The organism is Antricoccus suffuscus (assembly GCF_003003235.1).
Taxonomy (GTDB): Bacteria; Actinomycetota; Actinomycetes; order Mycobacteriales; family Antricoccaceae; genus Antricoccus; species Antricoccus suffuscus.
The window spans coordinates 410,081-434,204 of the sequence record NZ_PVUE01000002.1; the positions used below are offsets into that span (position 1 = coordinate 410,081).

Annotated in this window: 21 protein-coding genes; 6 read left to right on the forward strand and 15 right to left on the reverse strand. The window is 63.7% G+C overall.

Translation table 11 applies throughout. From position 1 onward, the window contains the following. Window positions 1-28: 28 nt before the first annotated feature. From CLV47_RS04750 to CLV47_RS04795, 10 genes are all read right to left on the reverse strand, one after another. Window positions 29-1,612 carry an alpha/beta hydrolase gene (locus tag CLV47_RS04750; protein WP_238145230.1) on the reverse strand — a complete coding sequence of 528 codons (1,584 nt, stop codon included), beginning with the start codon at window positions 1,610-1,612 and terminating at the stop codon, window positions 29-31. Between the two features lie 34 nt (window positions 1,613-1,646). Next, a complete protein-coding gene (locus CLV47_RS04755) occupies window positions 1,647-2,726 on the reverse strand; it encodes an ATP-dependent DNA ligase (RefSeq protein ID WP_202862383.1) in 1,080 nt (359 codons plus the stop codon). A gap of 31 nt (window positions 2,727-2,757) precedes the next feature. Next, on the reverse strand, window positions 2,758-3,207 hold the full coding sequence (locus tag CLV47_RS04760; RefSeq protein WP_106347826.1) for a rhodanese-like domain-containing protein: 450 nt from the start codon (window positions 3,205-3,207) through the stop codon (window positions 2,758-2,760). Between the two features lie 40 nt (window positions 3,208-3,247). After that, a complete protein-coding gene (locus tag CLV47_RS04765; protein ID WP_106347827.1) occupies window positions 3,248-3,832 on the reverse strand; it encodes an Asp23/Gls24 family envelope stress response protein in 585 nt (194 codons plus the stop codon). Beyond that, window positions 3,816-4,427 (reverse strand): DUF6286 domain-containing protein, encoded by a 612-nt coding sequence (locus CLV47_RS04770; RefSeq protein ID WP_106347828.1) that lies wholly within the window; start codon window positions 4,425-4,427, stop codon window positions 3,816-3,818. Before CLV47_RS04770 ends, CLV47_RS04765 begins: the two co-directional genes overlap by 17 nt. Further along, window positions 4,424-4,801 carry an Asp23/Gls24 family envelope stress response protein gene (locus CLV47_RS04775; protein ID WP_106347829.1) on the reverse strand — a complete coding sequence of 126 codons (378 nt, stop codon included), beginning with the start codon at window positions 4,799-4,801 and terminating at the stop codon, window positions 4,424-4,426. The genes CLV47_RS04770 and CLV47_RS04775 overlap by 4 nt, the downstream gene beginning before the upstream one ends. Then, the gene (locus tag CLV47_RS04780) at window positions 4,798-4,983 is read right to left on the reverse strand and encodes a hypothetical protein (protein WP_106347830.1); all 186 of its coding nucleotides are present in this window, start codon (window positions 4,981-4,983) and stop codon (window positions 4,798-4,800) included. Before CLV47_RS04780 ends, CLV47_RS04775 begins: the two co-directional genes overlap by 4 nt. Continuing rightward, window positions 4,980-5,360, reverse strand: coding sequence for an Asp23/Gls24 family envelope stress response protein (locus CLV47_RS04785; RefSeq protein ID WP_106347831.1), 381 nt, complete (start codon window positions 5,358-5,360; stop codon window positions 4,980-4,982). The genes CLV47_RS04780 and CLV47_RS04785 overlap by 4 nt, the downstream gene beginning before the upstream one ends. Continuing rightward, window positions 5,357-5,809, reverse strand: a complete 453-nt coding sequence (locus CLV47_RS04790; protein ID WP_238145231.1) for an Asp23/Gls24 family envelope stress response protein — start codon at window positions 5,807-5,809, stop codon at window positions 5,357-5,359. The genes CLV47_RS04785 and CLV47_RS04790 overlap by 4 nt, the downstream gene beginning before the upstream one ends. 105 nt (window positions 5,810-5,914) lie before the next feature. Next, window positions 5,915-6,580, reverse strand: coding sequence for an SDR family NAD(P)-dependent oxidoreductase (locus CLV47_RS04795; protein ID WP_106347833.1), 666 nt, complete (start codon window positions 6,578-6,580; stop codon window positions 5,915-5,917). Window positions 6,581-6,644: 64 nt separating this feature from the next. Here CLV47_RS04795 and CLV47_RS04800 point away from each other — a divergent pair, with 64 nt between their 5' ends. After that, the gene (locus CLV47_RS04800) at window positions 6,645-7,526 is read left to right on the forward strand and encodes a PPK2 family polyphosphate kinase (protein WP_106347834.1); all 882 of its coding nucleotides are present in this window, start codon (window positions 6,645-6,647) and stop codon (window positions 7,524-7,526) included. Window positions 7,527-7,530: 4 nt separating this feature from the next. On the opposite strand, the gene glgX is transcribed toward CLV47_RS04800, so the two are convergent. Then, window positions 7,531-9,648: a glycogen debranching protein GlgX gene (gene glgX / locus CLV47_RS04805; protein ID WP_106347835.1), complete on the reverse strand. Its 2,118-nt coding sequence runs from the start codon at window positions 9,646-9,648 to the stop codon at window positions 7,531-7,533. Between the two features lie 74 nt (window positions 9,649-9,722). Here glgX and uvrB point away from each other — a divergent pair, with 74 nt between their 5' ends. After that, a complete protein-coding gene (uvrB, locus tag CLV47_RS04810) occupies window positions 9,723-11,825 on the forward strand; it encodes an excinuclease ABC subunit UvrB (protein WP_106347836.1) in 2,103 nt (700 codons plus the stop codon). A 9-nt stretch (window positions 11,826-11,834) separates the two neighbouring features. On the opposite strand, the gene CLV47_RS04815 is transcribed toward uvrB, so the two are convergent. After that, on the reverse strand, window positions 11,835-12,296 hold the full coding sequence (locus CLV47_RS04815; protein ID WP_106347837.1) for a flavodoxin family protein: 462 nt from the start codon (window positions 12,294-12,296) through the stop codon (window positions 11,835-11,837). Window positions 12,297-12,543: 247 nt separating this feature from the next. Here CLV47_RS04815 and CLV47_RS04820 point away from each other — a divergent pair, with 247 nt between their 5' ends. Then, window positions 12,544-13,566: a TerC family protein gene (locus CLV47_RS04820; protein WP_106347838.1), complete on the forward strand. Its 1,023-nt coding sequence runs from the start codon at window positions 12,544-12,546 to the stop codon at window positions 13,564-13,566. A gap of 49 nt (window positions 13,567-13,615) precedes the next feature. Continuing rightward, window positions 13,616-14,176 carry a pyridoxamine 5'-phosphate oxidase family protein gene (locus CLV47_RS04825; RefSeq protein ID WP_106347839.1) on the forward strand — a complete coding sequence of 187 codons (561 nt, stop codon included), beginning with the start codon at window positions 13,616-13,618 and terminating at the stop codon, window positions 14,174-14,176. Between the two features lie 34 nt (window positions 14,177-14,210). Here CLV47_RS04825 and otsB read toward each other — a convergent pair whose 3' ends face one another. After that, on the reverse strand, window positions 14,211-16,823 hold the full coding sequence (gene otsB, locus CLV47_RS04830) for a trehalose-phosphatase (protein WP_238145232.1): 2,613 nt from the start codon (window positions 16,821-16,823) through the stop codon (window positions 14,211-14,213). Beyond that, entirely contained in the window at window positions 16,820-18,250 is a 1,431-nt protein-coding gene (locus CLV47_RS04835; RefSeq protein WP_106347840.1) for an alpha,alpha-trehalose-phosphate synthase (UDP-forming), read from the reverse strand. Before CLV47_RS04835 ends, otsB begins: the two co-directional genes overlap by 4 nt. Window positions 18,251-18,426: 176 nt before the next feature. Here CLV47_RS04835 and CLV47_RS04840 point away from each other — a divergent pair, with 176 nt between their 5' ends. Then, window positions 18,427-20,160, forward strand: coding sequence for an MFS transporter (locus tag CLV47_RS04840; RefSeq protein ID WP_238145233.1), 1,734 nt, complete (start codon window positions 18,427-18,429; stop codon window positions 20,158-20,160). Between the two features lie 4 nt (window positions 20,161-20,164). On the opposite strand, the gene CLV47_RS04845 is transcribed toward CLV47_RS04840, so the two are convergent. Beyond that, window positions 20,165-20,839: an MBL fold metallo-hydrolase gene (locus CLV47_RS04845; protein ID WP_106347941.1), complete on the reverse strand. Its 675-nt coding sequence runs from the start codon at window positions 20,837-20,839 to the stop codon at window positions 20,165-20,167. Window positions 20,840-20,950: 111 nt separating this feature from the next. Between CLV47_RS04845 and uvrA the strand changes: the two genes are divergently transcribed. Then, complete coding sequence (gene uvrA / locus CLV47_RS04850; RefSeq protein ID WP_238145234.1) at window positions 20,951-24,106, forward strand: excinuclease ABC subunit UvrA; 3,156 nt, start codon at window positions 20,951-20,953, stop codon at window positions 24,104-24,106. Window positions 24,107-24,124: the final 18 nt, after the last annotated feature.

Here is a 24,124-nt window from a genome sequence, read left to right on the forward strand (position 1 = left end):
GACACCCGGTCCGAGAGTGCCGCGCTTCTCAGGCGGGGCACACCAGTCCGTTCGGTGGCAGCGACAGCGAAATGAGGTAGTCGTCGACGGCGTTGCTGACACAGCTGGTCTTGGGGTACGCCGTATGCCCGTCGCCGTCCCAGGTCAGCAATCGAGCCGTCCCTAGCGCCTTGGTCAAGTTGATGGCACCGGCGTAGGGCGTCGCCGGGTCGTTTGTCGTACCGATGACAAGGCTCGGCGCGGCCGTCGGCGCGGTGATGGTGGGCAGCGGATGGCGACGCGTCGGCCACGGCGTACAGGTGTAAAGACTCCAGGCGAAGGATCCGCCGAACATCGGGTACTGCTCGGCCCAGGCATTCGAGTAGGACTCGACCTGGTCGAGGCTAACGACTTGCGTCGAGTCGTTGCAGTCGATGGCCGCGTTGGCATCGAGCAGGTTGCTGAAGTGGACTGTGCCACTGGAGTCGGTGTAACGCCCGTTGTACGAGTCGGCCAGCGTGAATACTCCGGTCGGGTCGCCAGCCTTTGCGGATGCGATCGCCTTACTGAGCTCGTCCCAACTCGTCTCGTCGTACATCGCCGAGATAATGGCGGTCGTGACGATCCCATCGGTCGCTTTGCGCGTCTCCTTGGGATCCGGACTCGCGATCGGGGCGGCCGCGGTCTGCTGAAGTAGCGCGGTGACCTCGGCGGCCGGGTCAGAATCGAGCGGGCACGCCGAGCCCTGGGCGATGCAGTGCTGTAGGAACCGGTTGTAGGCGTTCTCGAATCCGCCGGCCTGTTGGTGATCGGACTCGACGTCGTTGAGCGTCGGGTCGACCGCGCCGTCGAGGACAAAAGCGCGCACCCGGTTGGGGAACAATGTCGCGTACACCGCGCCCAGCTCGGTGCCGTAGGAGTACCCGAGGTAGCTGAGCTTGTCATCGCCCAACGCGTTGCGGATCAGATCCAGGTCGCGGGCTGTCTCAACCGTATTGAGATGTTCGAGGTTCGGGTACTTGCTCAGACAGTCGGATGCGAACTGATGTGCGTGGTTGGTGAAATTGGTGATTTCTGCTGGCGTGTTGGGGCGAGGCGGGCTCGCTGCCTCGGCATCCTTCTGCGCCCTGTCGAGGCAGACCAGCGGGGCACTGTTGCCGACGCCTCGCGGATCGAATCCGACGACGTCGAAACGTTGCAGAATGCCCATGGGCAGTGACAGCGATAAACCGATTGCGAGGTCTGCGCCCGAGCCGCCTGGACCTCCGGGGTTGACCACGAGCGAACCGATGCGGTTGGACTGACCGGCCAGGTGTGCCTTCACGAGGAACAGCGACAACGTCTTCGCGTCGGGGTGGGCATAGTCGACCGGTACGTCGAGCCGGCCGCAGCCGTAGGTGATATCGCGGTCCGAGTTGGGCTGGCCGGACAGCTGCGGTTTGATCAAGTTTGTGCAGTCGTCCCAGGTGATGTTGGGAGTCGGCGGTGTGGGTAGCGGCGCGAGCGGGTCGACGTACGCCGAAGCCGGATTTGACATTGCCGGCGTCGCCAGTCCGGTGACGGTAGAGGTGCATCCGGCCGTGACCAGCAGCACGCCGATGAGCGTGCCCAGCATCAACGACGAACGGCGCACTGGCGGATCTCCGGAACTTCTAGGCCAATCGTGATCAGGATGATGTGTCTGCGGACAGCACGTCGGCCAAGTCGTAGCTGACCGGTGTATCGAGCTGGTCGAACCTGCACGAGCTGGCCTCGCGGTCGTCACGCCACCTGACGAACTTGGCGACGTGCCTGAACCGGAAACCTTCCAACTGGTCGTACTGCACCTCGACGACGCGTTCGGGGCGCAATGGTTGCCAGCTGAGGTCTTTGGCCGAGTTCCACCGGCTGACCGCCCCAGGCATCCGCTCCGGGTCGTTCTCCTGGGGCGACTGCCAGTCACTCCACGGATGGTCGATCAGCGCGTTCTCGCGATACGGGGCGAGCTCGTCGACCAGTTCGGCACGGCGCTTCATCGTGAACGCCGCCGCCGCACCGACGAACTGCAGCGACCCGTGGTCGTCGTACAGACCGAGCAACAGCGATCCCACGATCGGACCACTCTTGTGCCACCGGAATCCGACCAGCACGCAGTCCGCGGTGCGTTGGTGTTTGAGTTTGATGAATACCCGTTTGCCTGGCTGATAGGAAGAATCGAGTGGTTTGGCGATGACGCCGTCGAGACCGGCGCCCTCGAAGACGTCGAACCAACTGTTCGCTACCGCCGCGTCGGCGGTGGACGGAGTCGCGTAGAACGGGGGGCGGATCCGGTCAAGAGCGGTCGCAAGATGGGTACGACGGACGGACAGCGGTTGGTCGGTCAGGTCTTCGTCACCGTCGACGATCATGTCGAACGCGACGTACGACGCAGGTGTCTGCTCCTGAAGCAGGGCGACTCTGGACGCCGCAGGGTGGATCCGTGCCTGCAACATCTCGAACTCGAGCCGGTCACCGGACTGGATCACCAACTCGCCGTCGATCACGCACCGTTGCGGCAACTGAGACCGAACCTCTTCGACGATCTCCGGGAAGTAGCGAGTCAGGGGCTTGCCGCCGCGGCTGCACAGCTCGACCTCATCGCCGTCACGGAAGATGATGCACCTGAAGCCGTCCCATTTGGGTTCGTAGAGCCAGCCGTCGCCCTCAGGTAGCGTGCGGGCGGCCTTCGCCAGGATGGGTGTGAGCGGAAATTCGACAGATAGGTCCACCCGCATAGTCCATCACGGGCGCGGACTTCTGTCAGGAGGGCTGGCCGGCTTTCTGGTTGATGCTGCCGCCCGGCGGATCGGTCGGCAGGCCGGCTTGCTTCCAGCCGTCGAAGCCGCCCTCCACATGGACGACGTCCGTGTATCCCTTGTCGCGGAGGACGGCGGCGACCGGCCCCGAGCCGCGAACCGAACCGCACGATACGACGATAGGGGTGTCCAGACCCTTTGCAGCCGGCAGCTTCTGCGCGGACGCCTGGTCAAACAGGGCATCGAGCTCGTTTCGATCCACCGCCGTGGCGCCGGGAATCGTGCCCGCGGTGGCACGGCCGGTTTCCGAGCGTACGTCGATGTGGAAAGCGCCGTCCGCGATGCGGGTGGCCGCGTCCTGGGGAGTGACGAGCGGCGCAAGCGCCCCCGCATCTTCAAGTGACAGGTCCACCGCTGGCTGTGCGGCGGCCGCGGAGGGCGTGCGGTCGGTCATGGGAACTCCTTGGTATTTGGGCGAACTGCTAAGCGCACGTCTAGCGTAGCCGGGCAGCGGGCGCCTCCGCGGCCTCGACGTGGATTGTCGTGCGCAGCGGTCGCGGAGTTGGACCGTCGAAGGCATACGACAGGTGCGGGAGAACCGTATTTGTCACGCGCGCGACCGCGTCCGCGATGTCGTAAGGCGATTCGACCCACAGGGTCAAGTGCAGACGGGTTATCTCACCAACGCTACTGAGCTTGGCGCGCGCCCGCGCGATGCCGGGCTGTGCGATTGTGTCGGCCTCGACGCAGTCGGCCAGCGCCGCAGCGGATGCGGTCACGGTGCCGTCATGGCCACGGTCCAACTCGATCCGAGTCGATCCCTGCGTGCGGATCTGAGCCGATACCCACCAGACGCACAGTCCCGCAATCACGAGCATTACTGCGCCGGCCGTCGGCCAGAACCACGTCCCGTTGGCGCCGTACCAGTGTGCGGTGGGATCGCTCACGACCGGGCTTTTCGCCCGTGCGGATCCGAATACCGAACCACTCTGTAGCAGCGCAAGCACCCCGATGACAACGAGGACGATGCCGATCAGGATGAGGAAAACCCGGTTGATGCGGTCAACGCGCGGTGTCATGATCACGCTCCTCGGCAGGTCGTCCGCCGACGGCGACGCGACTCGGACCGCGCGCATCCTTCGGCTGGCCGGACGAGACCTCGACCCGCAGCGTCGGTGCGCTCGTCCACGGGATCTTGCGCATCGTCTCTGACAGGACCTGACTGAGCATGACTTCGATCCGCTGCGGATCGGCCATCGGGACGTCGGCCACCACCCGCGCGCCGCGCGCTGAGACCTCGGAGCTCGCCGACGCCACGCCGGACACAGACTCGGCCTGACGGCGCAGGATCTGAGCCACTGCACGTGCGGATGCAACGACTTCGACCGTGTCTTTGGGCTTGCGCAGACCGATAATTCGCGCGCGCGCCGCGACTCCGGAGATGATCAGAACAATGCCGACCACGACGACGATCGTCGAGACAAGTACGACGGACTCGGCGTTCCATGGTGTCGATCGCAGCGTGGCAAGCCACTTGTCGGTGGGCACGACGAAGTGCGCGCCGCCGAAGAGTGACACGAGGACCTCGATGACACCGGCAAGGCCGGCGACCAGCAGCACCAGCCCGAGCAGCGCCGAGAGCAGTCGATTGATAACCCGGTTTGCCGTTGTCATTGGACTCTGGTGACTCGTGTCTGGTTGACCGGTACCGCCTCTACGTCGACACCGTCCACGTGGAGCCCGCAGAGATGCTGCACAGCACGACTGATCTCGGCGCGCACAGAAGCCGACACCTCGATGATCCGGCGGGGGTAAACGACAGGCACCCGCACCGAGAGATGCACGTGGGAACCCATGACGTCTGCTCGCGCGCGAATCGGTGGCATCTTCGACGCACTCGGCGCCGACCGCGCAGACAACACGCCGTCCGCGTCACGACACGCAAAGGCGGCGACACGTTCAACGACATTGGGAGCGATCCGGGTGAGGCCGCGGGTGCCGGGATCAACTACCGTCGGCCCAACATCACCCGGGGACTGCGAAGTCATGAGCGGTCGCGGCCTTTTGTCCGCAGTATGGAGCCGACGTCTAGCTCACCGTCGAGCACGCGGCCGAGGATAAGCCCGATAGCGCCGAGCGCTACGACGAGTAGGAAGCCGGGGAAACCGCCGATGATGGCCGCGAGGCCGATGCCCATGCCGGCGAGAAGACCAATCTGTGCTGAAGTCACTGCTTCCTCCTGGGTAATGATGCGGGCGGCGCGCTCGGCGGCGCGTCGGCAGGTAGGTGTGGTTCGAAGGACAAGGCGGCAAGCGTGGTTACTTTTTCATCCACGAGGAGGTCCTCGACGTGCACGCGAATCTCTCCGGTGTACGCCGGGTCATCGACTGCGCTACCCACGATTGCGGTCAAGGCCTGCGCGAGCGCGACGAGGGAGAAGCCTGGGCGTACGACGACATGGACGTCGATCGCGTCCGGGCTGATCCGGATACCCCAGACCCGGCCGGCTGCGGTGAATGTCGACGCCGTGCCGAGGGGGCCCGGATGGAGCGTGGCGACTCCGGGCTGCGTGCGGACGGCCGCGGCGAGCGCGCGTGCGTCGATCACTGCAACCGGGGTCCTTCGATATCGTGGGCGCCTGACGGAAGGTTGATGTCGTCGACCGTGATATTGACCTCGACGACTTCGAGGCCGGTGAACTGCTCGACCGCAGAAATGACCTGGCGGCGTACCTGCCGGGCGATGTCGGTGATGGGCGCGCCGTACTCGACGATGAGATCGATGTCGATGGCCGCTTGCGTCTGCCCGACCTCGACGCTTACTCCTGACGGCGGGGTCGGCTGCGCACCAGGGATCCGGTCGCGAACGGCGGTCACTGCGCGGGCGGATCCAAGACCAAGCGAGTGCACTCCGCTGACCTCGCGGGCGGCGATCGCGGCGACCTTCGACACAACGGTTGGCGCGATCGTGAGTCGACCGTCGTCGCCGGCTGCAAACGAAAGGTCGCCGGTAGCTAGCACCGGTAGCGGCTTCTGGGGCTTGAGTGGATCGGTCACGGGTTCCATCTTTCCTGAGGGCGTGTCACTTTGTCTCAAAGCGCGCCGCGCCGGGTTTGCAGTGCCGCTGTCGCGATCATGGGCGAACGGATCGACGCGCCGCCATCAATTCAGCTCTACGCGCCGTGTTTCTCGCATCGCCGGGCTGTTGACCATCTGCATCACGGTGTCACAAACTTGGTGCGTTGTATGGGTCGCCTCGTCCTTGTCGTGCACGTCGCCAGGCTCGAGCACGGGCGTGTTGATCACCAGCTCGTGGAACCGGACGGCGCGACCGATTGTTTCCGCGGCGAGTACGTCGATGAGCATCCGTTGCGCCGCGCCGGCCGCGGACACCGCAACGGAACCCACACAGGGGTAGTGCGAGGCGATGCCGTTGAGCGCGATGTACGCCGGGTCCGCTCCTCCGAGCGCAGGCGCGAATGACTTGGCGCTGACGAAATGTGTCGTCAGGTTCGCGCGCAGCGTGCCTTCCCAGCGTTCGATCGTGACGTCGACGGTTTCATCCTCGACATACCAGCCACCTAGTGCCGCGATGACCGCTCGCGGCGGCCCGACGTCGGTGACGATCGTGTCGACGGTCATCGCCGCCTGGTGCGGGTCGGCCATATCGACTTGATAGGTGCGAATATCGTCGCCCAAGGCCGCGAGTCTTTCGGTGTCGCGCCCGACTCCGACGACGTGTTCTTCTCGATCGGCGAGCAGCCGGACCAGGCGCGACCCGAGAAACCCGGTCGCGCCGACGACCACGATTGGTCCGTTCTCCGCCATCCCGACTCCATCTCATAGTTTGTCTTTTGCAGGTTAACGGGGTCGTGCCCGCTACGCTCCCACCATGGGTAAGAAAAAGGTCAAGGACAACTTCTCGCTCAGTGCGGCACTACGGGTGCCCACTGACGGTGACGCTGAGGCCGTGCGTGAGCACCTGCAACAAGTCCATTCGCGCGCGACGCCGTATGCGCCCGGCAACAAGCACGAAACGGTCGAGCGCATGCAGGGCCGGGGTCCGGAGCTCACCGAACTCCAAGAACGGTTCTTTGCCATGGCAGCGGTCGGCGGCAACAAGAAGATCCTTGTCGTACTCCAGGGCATGGACACATCCGGGAAGGGCGGTGTCATCGAGCACGTGATGGGCCTGGTCAATCCCAACGGACTCCAGCAACACTCCTTCAAGTCGCCGACCAAAGAAGAGCTCGAGCACGACTTTCTCTGGCGGGTACGCAAGGTCCTACCGATCGCGGGGAAGATCGGGATCTTCGACCGCTCGCACTACGAGGATGTGCTCATCGTCCGGGTGCACGATCTTGTGGCCGCCGACGAGTGGTCCCAGCGGTATGACCAGATCAACGACTTTGAACAGGAGCTAGTGGACGACGACACTATCGTCGTCAAATGCTTCCTCAACGTGTCGTACGACGAGCAGCGTGAACGACTTCTTGCCCGCCTCGACGATCCGACCAAGCACTGGAAGTTCAACGAGGGCGACGTCAAGGAGCGTGGCTATTGGGCCGACTACCAGGTCGCCTACCTCGAAGCGCTCACAAAATGCTCGACTGACGCCGCGCCCTGGTATTCGATCCCAGCTGACCGGAAGTGGTACCGCAACTGGGCGGTGTCGCGGTTATTGCTTGAGACACTTCGAGACATCGACCCGCAGTACCCGAAGACCGATCTCGACATCCCGACGCTCAAGAAGCAGCTCATGCCGCCCAACTAGCGGGTCAGCCGGCTAGGTGCGCCTCCTGTAGGACAATCATCGACAGGCTTGGTACGACGATCGACGTACCGGCCAAAGTGAGGTCGCCCGCGGTGGTCGCCTGCCCGGTCGCGGTGTTGACCACGGTGTGCCATGCCGCCTCGTATTCATCGTCGGGGAGCGTGAACTCCAGGTCGTCGTCATGCCCGTTGAAACAGAGTAGGAACGAGTCGTCGAGGACCGGCTTGCCGCGGCGGTTGGTGTCCGGGATGCCGTGCCCGTTGACGAAGACCATGATTGCCTTGCCGAAAGCGCTGTCCCAGTCGCCGGCCGTCATTTCTTCGCCACGGGGTGTCAGCCATGCGATGTCGCGACCTTCCTTGCCCTTGTCCCCGGGCACCGGTTTGCCGTCGAAGAAGCGCCGCCGACGAAAGACCGGATGCTCCTCCCGCAGCTGTGACACGTTGGCTACGAAGTCGACCATCTCGTCATCCACGTGTGCCCAGTCGATCCAGCTAAGCGGGCCGTCCTGGCAGTAGGCATTGTTGTTGCCGTGTTGTGTCCGGCCAAGCTCATCTCCGTGCGACAGCATTGGAACTCCCTGCGACAGCAGCAAAGTAGCGATGAACGCCCGCCGCCGTCGGAGTCGAAGTGCGAGCACGGCGGGGTCGTCGGTCGCACCCTCGACGCCGCCGTTCCACGACCTGTTGTGGCTCTCGCCGTCACGGTTGTCCTCGCCGTTGGCGACGTTGTGCTTTTCGTTGTACGACACCAGATCGGCCAAGGTGAAGCCGTCATGCGCGGTGACGAAGTTGATGCTGGCCGCGGGCCGCCGTCCGTTGTGTGCGTAAAGATCCGCGGAGCCAGTGAGCCGGGCGGCGAACTCGCCGAGCGTCGCGGACTCGCCTCGCCAGAAGTCGCGGACAGTGTCGCGGTACTTACCGTTCCATTCGGTCCATAGGCCAGGGAAATTGCCGACCTGGTAGCCGCCGTCACCGAGGTCCCACGGTTCGGCGATCAGTTTGACCTGGCTCACGACAGGATCCTGCTGGACTAGGTCGAAGAACGCTGACAGCCGGTCGACGTCGTGGAGCTCGCGGGCCAGCGTTGAGGCGAGGTCGAAACGGAACCCGTCGACGTGCATCTCCGTCACCCAGTAGCGCAGGGAGTCCATGATCAGCTGCAGTGCGTGCGGTTGACGCGCGTTGAAGGAGTTACCGGTGCCCGTGTAGTCGGTGTAGATCCGCCGGTCCTCGTCGTCGAGCCGGTAGTACGCCGCGTTGTCGATCCCGCGGAAGCTCAGCGTGGGACCGCCCTGGTTGCCTTCGGCGGTGTGGTTGTAGACCACGTCGAGGATGACCTCGATACCTTCGCGATGCAGCGCCTTGACCATCGATCTGAACTCCTGCACCTGGCCGCCCAGCTCGCCCATGGACGAGTAACTGTTGTGCGGAGCGAAGAATCCGATCGTGTTGTAGCCCCAATAGTTGCTCAGCCCGTCGGCCACCAGGCGCTCGTCCTGGATGAACTGGTGCACCGGCATAAGCTCAAGCGCGGTGACGCCGAGCTTCTTCAGATGCCGGATGATCGCGGGGTGCGCCACCGCTGCGTACGTCCCGCGGATCTCCGACGGGATCTCCGGGTGTGTCGCGGTCAGTCCTTTGACATGTGCCTCGTAGATGAGTGTCGAGTGGTAGGGCGTCTCGGGCAGACGGTCGTTGCCCCAGTCGAAGTAAGGACTGACGACCACCGAGCGCATCGTGTGCGGCGCCGAGTCCGCTTCGTTGGGCAGGTCGGGATCTTCGGCGTACCCGAAGAGCGACTGATTCCATTCGAGCTGTCCGTGTATCGCCTTGGCGTAGGGGTCGAGGAGCAACTTCGCGGGGTTGCACCGTACGCCGGTCTGCGGGTCGTAGGGTCCGTGCACGCGGTAGCCATACTGTTGCCCTGGGGTGATCGCGGGCAGGTAGCAGTGCCAGACGAACCCGTCGACCTCGGGCATCGTGATGTTCGTGGCGGCGCCGGCGTCGTCGAACAGGACCAGGTCCACACGGTCCGCGGCCTCGCTGAACAGACTGAAATTCGTCCCGGCGCCGTCGTACGTCGCGCCCAGTGGGTACGGCCGTCCTGGCCAGATCTCCATGGAACCTCTTTTGTAGTTGACGCCGAATTCTCTCAGGCCCGAATCTTGTCGGTGCATCGACGTAGGCTGGTCCGGTGCGCGCAAAGACTGAATTGATACCGACCGAAGGCAAGTTCGAAGTCATCAGCGAATACAACCCGTCGGGTGACCAACCGACGGCGATCGCCGACCTCGAAAAACGTATTCGTGCCAACGAGCAAAACGTCGTACTGCTGGGTGCGACCGGCACCGGCAAGTCCGCAACGACGGCGTGGCTGATCGAGAAGCTGCAGCGTCCGACGCTGGTCATGGCCCATAACAAGACTCTCGCGGCGCAGTTGGCCAACGAGTTTCGAGAGCTGCTGCCCCACAACGCGGTCGAATACTTCGTCTCCTACTACGACTACTACCAACCCGAGGCCTACGTCCCGCAAACCGATACCTACATCGAGAAGGACTCGTCGGTCAACGAGGAGGTCGAGCGGCTTCGACACTCGGCGACCCGCAGTCTGCTGACGAGGCGCGATGTTGTCGTCGTCGCGACCGTGTCTTGCATCTATGGCCTCGGTACGCCGCAGGAATACATCGACAGCAGCGTCCGGCTCAAGGTCGGGGAGGAGTACGACCGTGACATGCTGCTGCGCCGGCTCGTCGACATGCAATACGCCCGCAACGACATCGCCTTCACCCGCGGCACCTTCCGCGTGCGTGGCGACACGATCGAGATCATCCCGGCGTACGAGGAATTGGCGCTGCGGATCGAGATGTTCGGCGACGAGGTCGAGCGACTCTATTTCCTGCATCCGCTGACTGGTGAGATCGTGCGCGAGGTCAAGGAGATGTTCGTCTTCCCGGCGACGCACTACGCGGCCGGGTCCGAGGCGCTCGAACGTGCGATCCGCGGGATCGAGTCGGAGCTTGAGACGCAGCTCGCGGTGCTGGAGAAGCAAAACAAGCTGCTCGAGGCGCAGCGGCTGCGGATGCGTACGTCGTACGACATCGAGATGATGCGTCAGGTCGGGTTTTGTTCTGGGATCGAGAACTATTCGAGACACCTCGATGGGCGGGAGGCCGGCTCGGCGCCGTCCTGCCTGCTTGACTACTTCCCGGAGGACTTCCTGCTGGTGCTCGACGAGTCGCACGCAACCATCCCGCAGATCGGCGCTATGTACGAGGGGGACATGTCGCGCAAACGCACGCTCGTCGAGCACGGGTTCCGATTGCCCAGCGCGATGGACAACCGGCCGCTGAAGTTTGAGGAGTTCAAAGACCGGGTCGGGCAGACGGTCTATCTCTCGGCGACTCCGGGCAAGTACGAGATGGGCCTGTCGGGTGGGGAGTATGTCGAGCAAGTCATCCGCCCCACCGGACTCGTCGACCCCAAGGTCGTGGTCAAGTCGACCAAGGGCCAGATCGATGACCTGGTGCACGAGATTCGGACGCGCGCCGACCGTGACGAGCGGGTGCTCGTCACGACCCTCACCAAGAAGATGGCCGAGGATCTGACCGACTATCTGTTGGAACTCGGCATCCGGGTGCGCTACCTGCATTCCGAGGTCGACACGTTGCGCCGGGTCGAGCTTTTGCGTGAGCTGCGCAAGGGCGATTACGACGTACTCGTCGGCATCAATCTGCTGCGTGAGGGCCTCGACCTACCCGAGGTGTCACTGGTATCGATTTTGGACGCCGACAAGGAAGGCTTCCTGAGGTCGGGTACGTCGTTGATCCAAACGATCGGTCGAGCCGCCCGCAACGTTTCCGGCGAGGTGCACATGTACGCCGACGTTGTCACGCCTTCGATGCGGCAGGCGATCGAGGAGACCGATCGGCGCCGCGAGAAGCAGATCGCCTACAACGAGGAGAGGGGTCTCGATCCGCAGCCGTTGCGCAAAAAGATCGTTGACATCCTCGACGACATCTACCGTGAGGCCGAAGAGGAACTGTCGGTCGGCGGTAGCGGGCGGTCGCAGTCGCGCGGGAAGTCGACCGAGCGCGTCAAGCAGGGGGACAGCGCGGGCGTCATCCCGGCGGATGTGTCGTCGATGCCGCGCAATGACCTGGCGGACCTGATCGCGAAGCTGTCCGAGCAGATGCTTGCGGCGGCCCGTGAACTGCAGTTTGAGCTGGCGGCTCGGCTTCGCGACGAAATCGGCGAGCTCAAGCGGGAACTGAAGGCGATGGACCGCGCCGGCATCTAACCTCGACGGTCAGTCGATCAGGCCGGCGGCGTACGCGCCGACTGTGCCCGCGAGCTCGGTGATCTGTTCGCGGACGCCAGCGTCGATGGCGCCGGTCACCAACAGTGGTTCGGCGACCTGGGTCCATTCCATTCCGGTGGTGATCGCGTCGAGCGCACGCAGTGCTCCGGACGCATCGAGGTTGGAATGCAGCACGGCCGCGAACGGGAGCTTCTTCGTGGCGTCGAGGCACGGGTAGTAGATCTGGTCGAAGTAGTGCTTCATCGCGCCAGACAGGTAGCCGATGTTCACCGGTGTGAGCAGCACGACTCCGTCGGCCTCGAGGGTATCTATGGCCGAAGCGACAAGCGCGGGCCGCGCGATGACCTCAACGTCCGACAACTCTTCAAGGTCGAATGCTGACTTCGCGGCGTCAAGTATCTCGGACGTTGCCGGCGAGACGGTGTGATGGACGATGAGCAGCTTCGACACGAGTCCTCCTTGGCAGACACCCACGACACTAGTCACGTAGACTGATCGCGCGGGCTCGCACACGGGCCTGTTGAAGGGGAGTATTCCTTTCGCATCGGATTCGTCAGCACGACTCGCCACGCGCGGGTCCGGATCCGGTGGCTTCGCTCGTCGAGTGAGACGGTAGGAGCGGAAGAGACCTTCGGTTTGTTTCGCTGTGCACGATCGACCCCCGCGGTCGGCGGTTTGCGACTACCGAAAGATACTCATGACCCTCGCTGACACCTTTAGCACAACATCCGCCGTACTGGCCGAGACCAATCCCGCCACCCACGAACCGTTCTTTCCCTGGTGGGTGTGGCTCATCACGATTGGCGCCGTGCTCGGGCTGATGGCCGTCGATCTCTTTGTCGTGGACCACAATCCGCATGAGGTCAAGACCTCCGAGGCGGCTAAGTGGGTCGTTTTCTATGTCACGCTCGCGGTGCTTTTCGGTCTCGGCATGTGGCTGCTCGTCGATGGCACACACAGTAAAGAATTCTTCGCGGGCTACATCACCGAGTACTCGCTGAGTGTCGACAACCTGTTTGTGTTCGTGCTGATCATGTCGACCTTCGCCGTACCGAAGATCCACCAGCACAAGGTGCTGCTGATCGGGATCCTCATCGCACTGGTGCTGCGTACCGGGTTCATCGTCGCCGGGGCCGCTGTGATCGCGCGATTCCAGTGGGTCTTCTTCATCTTTGGGGCTTTCCTGATCTATACCGCGTGGAAGCTCGCGTTCCAAAAGAATGATGACGACGAAGAGTTCAAAGAGAACAAACTGATCAAATGGACTCGAAAGGCCATGCCGGTCACCGACGACTACCACGGCGCGAAGAGCTTTGTTCGGCTGCACGGCAAGCGTTTTGTGACGCCGATGTTCATTGTGATGATCGCGATCGGCACGACGGATCTACTGTTTGCGCTGGATTCGATTCCGGCGATTTTCGGCCTGACCGACGAGCCGTACATCGTGTTTACCGCTAACGCGTTCGCCTTGATGGGCCTGCGGCAGCTCTTCTTCCTGATCGGTGGCCTCCTCGACCGGCTCGTGTACCTTTCGATCGGGCTGGCAGTGATCCTCGGTTTCATCGGGGTCAAGTTGATCTTTGAGGCCATGAGCGCAGTCGGCGTCGGTTGGGCGCCGCACGTCGGCATCGAGGTGTCGCTGGTCGTCATTATCGGCGTTCTGGTCGTCACAACGATTCTCAGCCTGCGCAAGTCGGCGAAGGACACCAACGCCGCATAGGCCGCTTGCGGACGGCGGCTTTGTCGTAGTGACGTGGGACGGTGATCGCATGAACGAATCAGCCGAGGAACTCGAAACACTGCAACTACTGCTCGATCGCAGCGCGGCAGGAGGGCGACGGCATTTGACCGACATCGTCGAGCCGCAGCGACAGCTGTCGGCCGAACGGCTCTGCGCTGAGCTTCGGGGTGTGGTCGTGCTCAATGTTGCAACTGTCACAAACAGGGGTGAGCCGCGCCTGTCGGCCGTGGACGGGCACTTCTTGCATGGGCACTGGTACTTCTCAACGGCCGGCAGCGCGGTGAAGGCGGGCCATCTGATGCGACGGCCAGCGATCAGTGTCGGCTACACGCCACGTGACGGGTACGGCGTGTGGGCGCACGGCGTGGCCGTGCGCCTCGCAGGCGACGCCGCCGCGGCGATAGATCGCTACCTGTCGACCCTCTACGGTCAGCCGTTGTCAGCCTTGGCCGATGAGATCGCGATCTACCGAGTGGATGCCCACTGGATGGTCGGGTTCGCGATGACGGAGCCGGAGATGGCGCAGTTTGAGGCGACCTTGCCCGAGCGTGATGCGCGGATTCCGGCGGCGCTCGCGGCGCTCGGCTGAGCGGAGTCCCGTCACTGGCATCACGCAGCTATCGCTATAGGTCCACTCGGCCGACGAGTTCCGAAGCGAGCGTGCCCACCGGCTTGTGCCGGCCACCGAGCTGATCGAACAACCGCGCACACCGGATCACGCCGAGGTGACTGTAGGCCTGTGGATGGTTGCCCAATGACCGTTCGTTGACCGGATCCCATTGTTCGGCCATCAGGCCTGTTGGTCCGACGGTGTCGAGCAGCGCGTCGAAGAGCTCACGTGCATCGCCAAGTCGGCCGATGAGCAGCATCGACTCGATGAGCCACGTCGTACAGATATGGAAACCGCCCTCGGTGCCGGGGAGCCCATCATCGAACCGGTAACGGTAGACGGTAGGGCCGCTACGTAGTTGGCGCTCGATCTCGGCGACGGTGGAGACGAATCGTTGGTCACTCGGATCGAGCATGCCGCTGAGCCCGACCCACAGGGCTGAGGCATCGACGTCGGTCTGCTCGTACGACGCGGTGAACGAGCCGACTTCCTCGTTGTAGCCCCGGGAGAGTACGTCGGCACGAATCTCGTCCCGCAGCTTGACCCAGGCCTCTGGGACCTCGACGCCAAGCTGGGTGTTGACCGCGATTGCGCAGTCGACGGTCAGCCAGCCCTGGACTCGCGAGTAGACGTGGTTGCGCGGTTCGTCGCGGATCTCCCAGATCCCATGGTCTGGCTCGTGCCAGCGACGCTCGACCGCCAGGACCATGTCGCCGAGCACCTCGAGCTGTTCGGCGGTCAGCGCTCCCTTGTGTTCGGCGACCTGACGGATGAGTACGGCGACCGGACCGAAGACATCGAGCTGAAGCTGCGTGTTGGCGGCGTTTCCGATACGCACCGGTCGGCTCCCGGCGTACCCGGACAGCTCTTCGATCGATGCCTCGGGGGTGAGGTGGTTGCCGTGAATGGTGTACAGCGGATGTAGCCATTCGGGCCCGGCGGTGTTATGCAGTACGCCGACAAGCCAGTGCAAGAACGCTTCTGCCTCGCTGATCGAGCCGAGGTCCACGAGCGCTGAGGCCGTCATCGACGCGTCCCGGATCCAGCAGTAGCGGTAGTCCCAGTTGCGCACGCCGCCAATCGACTCCGGCAGTGACGTCGTTGCGGCGGCGATGATGGCGCCGGTTTCGTTGTTGCACAGCGCTTTGAGGGTTAGCGCGCTGCGTGCGACCGCGCCGCGAGCGACCTCGGGAAGCGTGAGTGCATCGAGAAAGTCCTGCCATGGTTTGGCTGTCAACGCACGCCGAGTGGGCTCGTCGGTGGCATGTCGAGTCAGGTCGTCGGTGCCGCAGCGCAGCTCGAGGATGAGCGGCGCATCGCCGAGCGCGACGTCGGCGATGGCGGTGGTGTGCTGGGCGTCGTCGACGAGATCCCAGATGACGCCGGGGGAGCGCAGCACGATGGCCTCGTTGGTGCCAAACACTCGCAGGCCGTCTTGCTGCCGCTGAATACGCGCCGGGATCTGGCCGAACTCCGGCCGCGGGGCGAACTCTATGCGCACCGTGCCTGAGCCGTTGATGACGCGGACCAGATCGGTGCGTCCTGGCTCGGTGTCGCCGGCGAGGTAGTCCACGATGCTGACCCCGGCGTACCGGGTTTCGAGCACCATCGAATCGTCGAGGTAGCGCTGACCCAGGAATGCCGCGCTGTTGCCGGGCACGATACTGAAGTGGCCAGCACTTTCGCCGCCGACGACGTCGGCGAAGATGGCGGCCGAGTCGACTTGCGGGTGGCACTGCCAGGTAACTCGCGCGCGAGGTGTCATCAGCGCGTGGCCGCGGCCGTTGGCGAGCAGGCTATGCCGCTCGATCGGTATCGCCTTGTTGCCAAACAGCCAGTTCTGGCGCATCCCGACCAACATGGCCAGCACCTGCGCCGCGGTGTGCGGACTGTCGATGCGACAGCCGGCAAGCGTCTCGCCGGCGCCGACCTTAATACCGACGTCGGGGCCGCGCAGCCGGGCAAATCCCTTTTCATCGGTGACGTCATCGCCAAGGAAGATAACGGCGCTCGCGCCAGTTTGGTGACGTAGCTTGTCTAGCGCGTAGCCCTTGTCCATCTCGATGACGGCGAACTCGACGACCGCCTTGCCGTGCGTGACCTGTAGTCCAGGTACGCCGACGAGCTTGTCTTCGATCATCCTCTGTGCTCGGTCACGGTCGATGTCGGCGACGTTACGGAAATGTACGGCGGTGCTCGCAGGTTTCTCCTCAACCTGTACACCGTCGATCTGGTCGGCGATCTCGCGCGCTCCGTTCGTGACATTTGCGAGCAGACGCCGCTGCTCTGGTGTGAGCCCGGCGGAGAACCCGGCGTCGAACTCGAGGCCGTGGCTGCCGACCAGGTGAACCTCTTCAGGCAGCCGCGAGAGTACGGCCAGATCGCGCAGCGACCGTCCGGAGATGACGGCGGCGGAAGTCTGCGGCAGTCCAGCAAGCCGGCGGATAGCGGTCATCGACTCGGCGATCGGACGAGCCTGCGACGGGTCGCTGACGATAGGCGCCATGGTGCCGTCGTAGTCGGAAGCAACGAGCAGGTGCGGCGTACGAGAGAGAGACACCAGGAGCCGTCGGATTTCATCCGGTACGCCGGTTCCCTCGCTGGGCGGAGTCATTGAGTCGGTCACGAGCGAGACCCGTCGGACTTGATCCCCATCGCGGCGAGGAAGCTACCCGCCCATTTGCCGACGTCGTTACGCTGCACCTGCCGCCGCATCGCAGCCATTCGGCGCTGGTTTTCCGTTGCGCTCATCGTGAGTGCGGTCATGAACTTCTGCTTCATTCCTTCTACGTCGTACGGGTTGACTAGGTACGCCTGCCGTAACTCGCGGGCGGCACCGGCAAACTCGGACAGGACCAGAGCGCCGTGATTGTGGTTTCGGGAGGCGACGTACTCCTTGGCGACGAGGTTCATGCCGTCCCGGAGTGGGGTGACGACCATGACATCTGCGGCAAGGTACAGCGCGGACAGCTCCTCGCGGTCGACGGAACGATGGATGTAGTGGACTGCGGGTACGCCGACGTTTGCGTAGCTGCCGTTGATCCGGCCAACGCGACGTTCGATGTCTTCACGCAGCACGCGATATTGTTCCACGCGTTCGCGGCTTGGGGTGGCGACTTGGACCATCACAACGTCCGGGACCTTGAGTTGGCCCGCCTCGAGAAGTTCCTCGAACGCCTCCAAACGGTTGGCGATGCCTTTGGTGTAGTCCAGTCGATCAACGCCGAGCAAGATTTTGTTCGGCCGGCCGAGGTCGGCTCGAATCTTTTCGGCCCGAGCGCGGACCGACGACTTGTCGGCCAGCGCGCTGAACGTTGCTGTGTCGATCGAGATGGGAAAGGCGCTGGCATGTACCGTCCGCTCGCCAATGGTCACCGAGTTACCCTGCGGTTTAAATCCGAGCAGTTCGCGGCAAAGCCGAATAAAGTTCGCTGCCCCGCCCGGCAACTGAAAGCCGATCAGGTCGGCGCCGAGCAGACCACGCAGGATTTCCTTACGCCAGGGGATCTGCGCGAACAGCTCCCGGGGCGGGAACGGGATGTGTAGGAAGAAGCCGATCTTCACATCGGGGCGGAGCTGACGCAGCATTGCAGGGACGAGTTGCAGCTGATAGTCGTTGACCCACACGAATGCGCCTTTGGCAGCCTGCTTCGCCGCTGCTTCGGCGAAGCGCTGGTTCACCTCGTAATAGGTGTTCCACCATCCGCGGTGATATTCGGCAGGCACAACGGAATCGTGATAGACCGGCCACAGCGTCGCGTTGGAGAAGCCTTCGTAGTAGTTGGTGATGTCCGTTCCGGATAGCGCGACCGGATATAGAAGCATGCCATCGTTCTCGAACGGCTCGGGTACGTCGTCTTCCGCCCCAGACCAACCGATCCATGCGCCGTTATGCTCTCGCATGAACGGTTCGAGCGCGGTCACCAAGCCGCCGGGGCTACGCCGCCAGCTTGTGTTTCCTTTGTCGTCGATAACCCGGTCAAGCGGTAACCGGTTGGCGACGACCACGAACTCGCTGCCGGAGGACCCATCGGGGTCCGAGTGTGTAGTCACTGCTGTCCTTTACCTAGGTTGTACGTCGTGAACCTCGTACTACCTGCTAAGCCTCGCACGTGGTGAAGGCACCCGACCTTAGACGCCCCAGGCAAGTGCGGTTGGCGATGACCGCGGCGTAGTGTTAGTTACGTTAAGCAACTAATAACGAACTTCCTTCTTCGGGGGTGTTGCCGATGACCATGATGTCCGAGAGGCCACCAAGGGATCGCGGCGAACGCCGCCGCGGCCGGGCGGCCGAAGCGATTGCCAGCCCGCATTACAAGTGGATCGCGCTGACCAACACCACCCTCGGCGTCCTGATTGCGACCATCAATTCGTCGATTCTGCTGATCGCCCTGCCGGACATCTTCCGCGGCGTCGGCATCAATCCGCTGATTCCGGGCAACACGAGCCTTTTGCTGTGGCTGATCATGGGCTACATGGTCGTGACCGCCGTGCTGGTCGTCAGCTTCGGGCGACTGGGCGATATGTACGGCCGGGTCAGGATGTACAACGCCGGATTTGCCGTGTTCACGGTTTTCTCGGTGCTGTTGTCGATTACCTGGATGCATGGCACCGGCGCCGTACTGTGGCTGATCATTATGCGCATACTCCAGGGCGTCGGTGGCGCGATGCTGATGGCCAACTCCAACGCGATCATCACCGATGCGTTCCCGGTCGAGCAGCGCGGCCTCGCGCTCGGCCTGAACCAGGTCGCGGGCATTGCCGGCTCTTTCATCGGACTGATCCTCGGCGGTCTTCTCGGACCGGTGGAGTGGCACCTGGTCTTTCTCGTATCGGTGCCGTTCGGTGTGTTCGGCACCTTGTGGGCTTACTGGAAGCTGCACGACACCGGTATTCGCGAGCCGGCCCGGCTGGACATTTGGGGCAACCTGACCTTCGCGGTCGGCCTGATTGCGATCCTGTCCGGGATCACGTATGGAATCCAGCCGTACGCCGGGCACACGATGGGCTGGACCAACCCGTGGGTGCTGGCGGCGCTGATCGGCGGGGCAGTAGTCCTGGGAGTTTTCTGCGTGGTGGAGACGAAGGTCGCCGACCCGATGTTCAGACTCGGGTTGTTCAAAATACGCGCGTTCACCGCCGGAAACCTCGCATCTTTGCTATCCGCACTAGGCCGCGGCGGGCTGATGTTCATTCTCATCATCTGGCTGCAGGGGATTTGGCTGCCTCGGCACGGGTTCAGCTTCGAGTCGACGCCACTGTGGGCCGGTATTTATATGCTCCCGCTGACGGTCGGCTTCCTCGTCGCGGGGCCGGTGTCCGGATGGCTATCGGACCGATACGGCGCGCGCGCCTTCGCCACGGGCGGCATGCTGCTGGCCGCGGCCAGTTTCTTGTGGCTCGCGCTGGTTCCGGTGAACTTTAGCTACTGGGAGTTCGCGATCGTGCTGCTGCTCAACGGAATCGGGATGGGTTTGTTCGCCGCACCCAACCGGGCCGCGATCATGAACTCGCTGCCGCCTAACCAACGGGGCGTCGGCGCCGGGATGAGCACCACCTTTCAGAACTCCGCGATGGTGCTGTCGATCGGTATCTTCTTCTCGCTCATGATCACCGGCCTGGCCAAGGCGCTGCCGCACGCGCTGTCTGTCGGTCTCCTCGCACAGGGCGTGCCGGCGCACGACGTCGCGAACGTTGTCGGTCTGCCACCGGTATCGGTGCTCTTCGCGTCGTTGCTGGGCTATAACCCGATCCAGACGCTGCTTGGCCCGACGGTGCTCGGTCAGATACCGGCGAGTCACGCGGCGTACCTCACCAGCCGCGGCTTCTTCCCGGCTTTGATCTCCGGACCGTTTTCGGATGGGCTTGGTATTGCCTTCGGGTTTGCGATCGCGGCCTGCCTAATCGCGGCGTTCGCGTCGTGGCTGCGTGGCGGGAAGTACGTGCACACCGAGACGCCCTGAGCGACTACCAGCCGCGTTCGCGCCATTCGGCGAGATGCGGACGTTCCGCGCCGAGCGTGGTGTCGTCACCGTGACCGGGATAGACGTTGGTGTCGTCTGGGAGTACGTCGAAGATCCGGTGCTCGAGATCGTCCAGCAGCGATTCGAAGTCCTCCGCTGACCACGTGCGACCGGGTCCGCCAGGGAAGAGGCTGTCCCCGGTGAACAGGTGCCCCTCGCCCTCGGGGTCACGCCAATAGAGTGCGACGCTGCCGGGCGTATGGCCGCGCAGGTGGATCGCGCTGAGCTCGACGTCGCCGACCCGCACCGTGTCCTTGTGCTCGACTGGGTCGGACGGGATCGGCAACTCCGGCGCGTCCTTCGGGTGTGCGAGTGCGATCGCGCCGGTTACCCCCACCACCATGCTGAGGCCCTCGGTGTGGTCCTTGTGCCGGTGTGTGGTGACGACTGTTGACAAGATCCCGCTGCCGAGCCGCTCGTGCACGAGATCGAGCAGCCGTTCTGGCTCGTTGGCCGCGTCGATCATGAGCCCGTCGCCGGTCGCGGTGCAGCGCAGCAGGTATGCGTTGTTGTCCATCGGCCCGACGGACGCTTTGGTGATCTCGAGGACAGAGGTACGACGTACCGCCGAGGTGCCTCCAGCGTCGACGTGCCCGGTGTACTGGTCTTCCGTGCCCATGCGTGCTCCCGATGCCTGATGCGTGCCGGCCCGCCCGGCCGCCCACACATCACCTTATGTGGCGCAACCGTCGAACCGAAATTTGCACGCGGCCGGAAACTGTCAGTGGGGATGCGTAGGCTCGAATATATGGATCGGCTGCTCATTCGCGGTGCCCGCGAGCACAACCTCAAAGACGTACATCTCGACCTCCCACGTGACAGTCTCATCTGCTTCACGGGGCTATCGGGATCCGGCAAGTCGAGCCTTGCGTTCGACACCATCTTCGCCGAAGGGCAACGCCGCTACGTCGAGTCGCTGTCGGCGTACGCGCGCCAGTTCCTCGGCCAGATGGACAAGCCGGACGTCGACTTCATCGAGGGGCTGTCGCCGGCCGTTTCGATCGACCAGAAGTCGACCAACCGCAACCCCCGCTCGACAGTGGGCACAATTACCGAGGTTTATGACTATCTGCGGTTGTTGTTCGCGCGCGCCGGTACGCCGCATTGCCCGATCTGCGACGAGGTCATTGCTAGGCAGACTCCGCAGCAGATTGTCGACCAGGTGATGGAGTTGCCCGAGGGCACCCGGTTCCAGGTTCTCGCGCCGGTCATCCGTGGCCGCAAAGGTGAATATCTCGACCTGTTCTCATCCCTGCAGGGACAGGGATTCTCCCGCGCCAGGATCGATGGGGTCATCTATCCGCTGATCGAGGCGCCGACGCTCAAGAAGCAGGAGAAGCACGACATCGAGGTCGTCGTCGACCGGCTGTCGGTCAAGGACAGCTCGAAGCGACGGCTGACCGACTCGGTGGAGACCGCGCTCGGGCTCGCGTCGGGCCTCGTGGTCATCGACCGTGTCGACCTGACCGAGGACGATGAGCATCGCGAGCGCAGGTTCTCCGAACGGCTGGCCTGCCCCAATGGCCACCCGCTTGGTATCGAGGAGCTGGAGCCACGGTCGTTCTCGTTCAACGGCCCTTACGGCGCGTGCCCCGAGTGCACCGGTCTCGGCTTTCGCAAGGAGGTCGACCCGGAGCTGGTCGTCCCCGACCCCGCAAAGTCGATCAACGACGGCGCGATCGCGCCGTGGGCGATGGCCGGCCAAAACAGCGAATACTTCCAACACCTGTTGCGTTCGCTTGCCGAGCAGCTCGACTTCTCGATGGATGCCTCGTGGGAGTCGTTGCCGCGCACAGTGCAGAAGGCGATCCTCAACGGCAGCAACGACAAGGTCCACGTCAAATTCCGCAGCCGGTACGGTCGGCAGCGCTCCTACTACGCAAACTTCGAGGGCGTGCTGCCGTTCCTCGAACGCCGCCATAACGAGACCGAGTCCGAGTGGTCTCGCGAACGTTATGAAGGGTTCATGCGCGACGTCCCGTGCCCGGTGTGCAAGGGCACCCGACTCAAGCCGGAGATCCTCGCGGTGCGACTTGGCGGTCGATCCATCGCCGAGGTCACCGAGATGTCCATCGGAGACTGCAACGAGTTCCTCGGCGCGCTGACCCTGGACCAGCGTGCCGCGATGATCGCGTCGCGGGTGCTCAAAGAAGTGCATGCCCGGCTGGGCTTCCTGGTCGACGTGGGTCTCGACTATTTGTCGCTCAATCGCCCGGCGGCGACCCTGGCCGGCGGCGAGGCGCAGCGCATTCGGCTGGCCACCCAGATTGGCTCCGGGCTCGTCGGCGTGCTGTACGTCCTCGACGAACCGTCGATCGGGCTGCACCAGCGCGATAACCACCGTCTCATCGAGACGCTGATCCGGCTGCGCGATCTCGGCAACACGCTGATCGTGGTTGAGCACGACGAGGACACCATTCGGGCCTCTGACTGGGTTGTCGACATCGGCCCCGGCGCCGGTGAGCATGGCGGTCACGTCGTCGTGTCCGGGACCGTTGATGACCTCCTCAAGAGCAAGGAGAGCAGCACGGGGGCGTATCTGTCGGGTCGGCTCACGCTGGAGATACCGAAGGCCCGACGTACGCCAAATCCCGATCGCGCCCTCACGGTGCACGGCGCGCGAGAAAACAACCTCAAGAACATCGACGTGACTTTTCCGCTCGGCTGCCTCGTGGCCGTCACGGGCGTATCGGGCTCGGGCAAGTCGACCCTCGTCAACGACATCCTGTATTCGGTCATGGCCAATGTCGCCAACAAGGCACGGCTCGTGCCCGGACGGCACACCCGGGTCAGCGGACTTGAGCTGATCGACAAAGTCGTCGGTGTCGACCAGTCGCCGATCGGCCGTACGCCGCGCTCCAACCCGGCGACGTACACCGGCGTCTTCGACCACGTCCGCAGGCTGTTCGCGCAGACCAACGAGGCGAAGGTGCGCGGCTACCAGCCGGGGCGCTTCTCGTTCAACATCAAAGGTGGCCGCTGCGAAAACTGCGCCGGTGACGGCACGATCAAGATCGAGATGAACTTCCTTCCCGACGTCTACGTACCGTGCGAGGTCTGCCACGGCGCGCGCTACAACCGCGAGACGCTGGAGGTGCATTACAAAGGAAAGACGATCGCCGAGGTGCTCGATATGCCGATCGAGGAGGCCGCCGGGTTCTTCGAGGCGATCCCGGCAATCAGTCGGCATCTCGTCACGCTGGTCGACGTGGGGCTGGGGTATGTCCGGCTCGGCCAACCCGCGCCGACGCTGTCCGGTGGCGAGGCGCAGCGGGTCAAGCTCGCCTCCGAACTCCAGCGACGTTCGACCGGACGCACCGTCTATGTGCTCGACGAACCAACCACCGGCCTGCATTTTGAAGACATCCGCAAACTGCTCAAGGTGATGGACGGACTAGTCGAAAAAGGCAACACGGTCATTGTCATCGAGCACAACCTCGATGTCATCAAGACCGCGGACTGGCTCATCGACATGGGACCGGAAGGTGGTTCCGGGGGTGGCCAAGTCGTGGCGACCGGCACGCCGGAAGACATCGCGCGAGTGGATGGCAGCCACACCGGTTCGTTCCTCAAGCACATGGTGCTCGACCGCGCGCATCCGACCAGCAAGCCGGTCACTGCCAAGGCGCGCCCGCTGACCTATCAGGAGGGCAAGGAAGCTAAGCAGGCGGCGGCGGCCGACGAACGGAAGGCCAAACGCGCCGCGGCGCGAGAGGCTAAGAAGGCCGAGGCCGACGCGGCGAAGAAAGCCGCGAAGTCCGCCGTACCGAAGAAGGCAACCAAGGCACCGGCGAAGAAGGCCACTAAAGCGCCCGCAAAAAAGGCTGCCCCGACGGCTCGGCGCACAGCCGCCAAGAAATCGGCGGCGGCAGGGACGAGATCGTAGGCTGAAACTGTGACTACG

Coding starts and splice junctions, on each gene's coding strand:
- CLV47_RS04765 (WP_106347827.1), bottom strand. CDS start 3,832: ATGACACCGCGCGTTGACCGCATCAACCGGGTTTTCCTCATCCTGATC.
- CLV47_RS04760 (WP_106347826.1), bottom strand. CDS start 3,207: ATGACCGACCGCACGCCCTCCGCGGCCGCCGCACAGCCAGCGGTGGAC.
- uvrA (WP_238145234.1), top strand. CDS start 20,951: ATGCGTAGGCTCGAATATATGGATCGGCTGCTCATTCGCGGTGCCCGC.
- glgX (WP_106347835.1), bottom strand. CDS start 9,648: ATGGAGATCTGGCCAGGACGGCCGTACCCACTGGGCGCGACGTACGAC.
- CLV47_RS04845 (WP_106347941.1), bottom strand. CDS start 20,839: ATGGGCACGGAAGACCAGTACACCGGGCACGTCGACGCTGGAGGCACC.
- CLV47_RS04840 (WP_238145233.1), top strand. CDS start 18,427: ATGACCATGATGTCCGAGAGGCCACCAAGGGATCGCGGCGAACGCCGC.
- CLV47_RS04820 (WP_106347838.1), top strand. CDS start 12,544: ATGACCCTCGCTGACACCTTTAGCACAACATCCGCCGTACTGGCCGAG.
- CLV47_RS04775 (WP_106347829.1), bottom strand. CDS start 4,801: ATGACTTCGCAGTCCCCGGGTGATGTTGGGCCGACGGTAGTTGATCCC.
- CLV47_RS04825 (WP_106347839.1), top strand. CDS start 13,616: ATGAACGAATCAGCCGAGGAACTCGAAACACTGCAACTACTGCTCGAT.
- CLV47_RS04795 (WP_106347833.1), bottom strand. CDS start 6,580: ATGGCGGAGAACGGACCAATCGTGGTCGTCGGCGCGACCGGGTTTCTC.
- CLV47_RS04770 (WP_106347828.1), bottom strand. CDS start 4,427: ATGACAACGGCAAACCGGGTTATCAATCGACTGCTCTCGGCGCTGCTC.
- CLV47_RS04800 (WP_106347834.1), top strand. CDS start 6,645: ATGGGTAAGAAAAAGGTCAAGGACAACTTCTCGCTCAGTGCGGCACTA.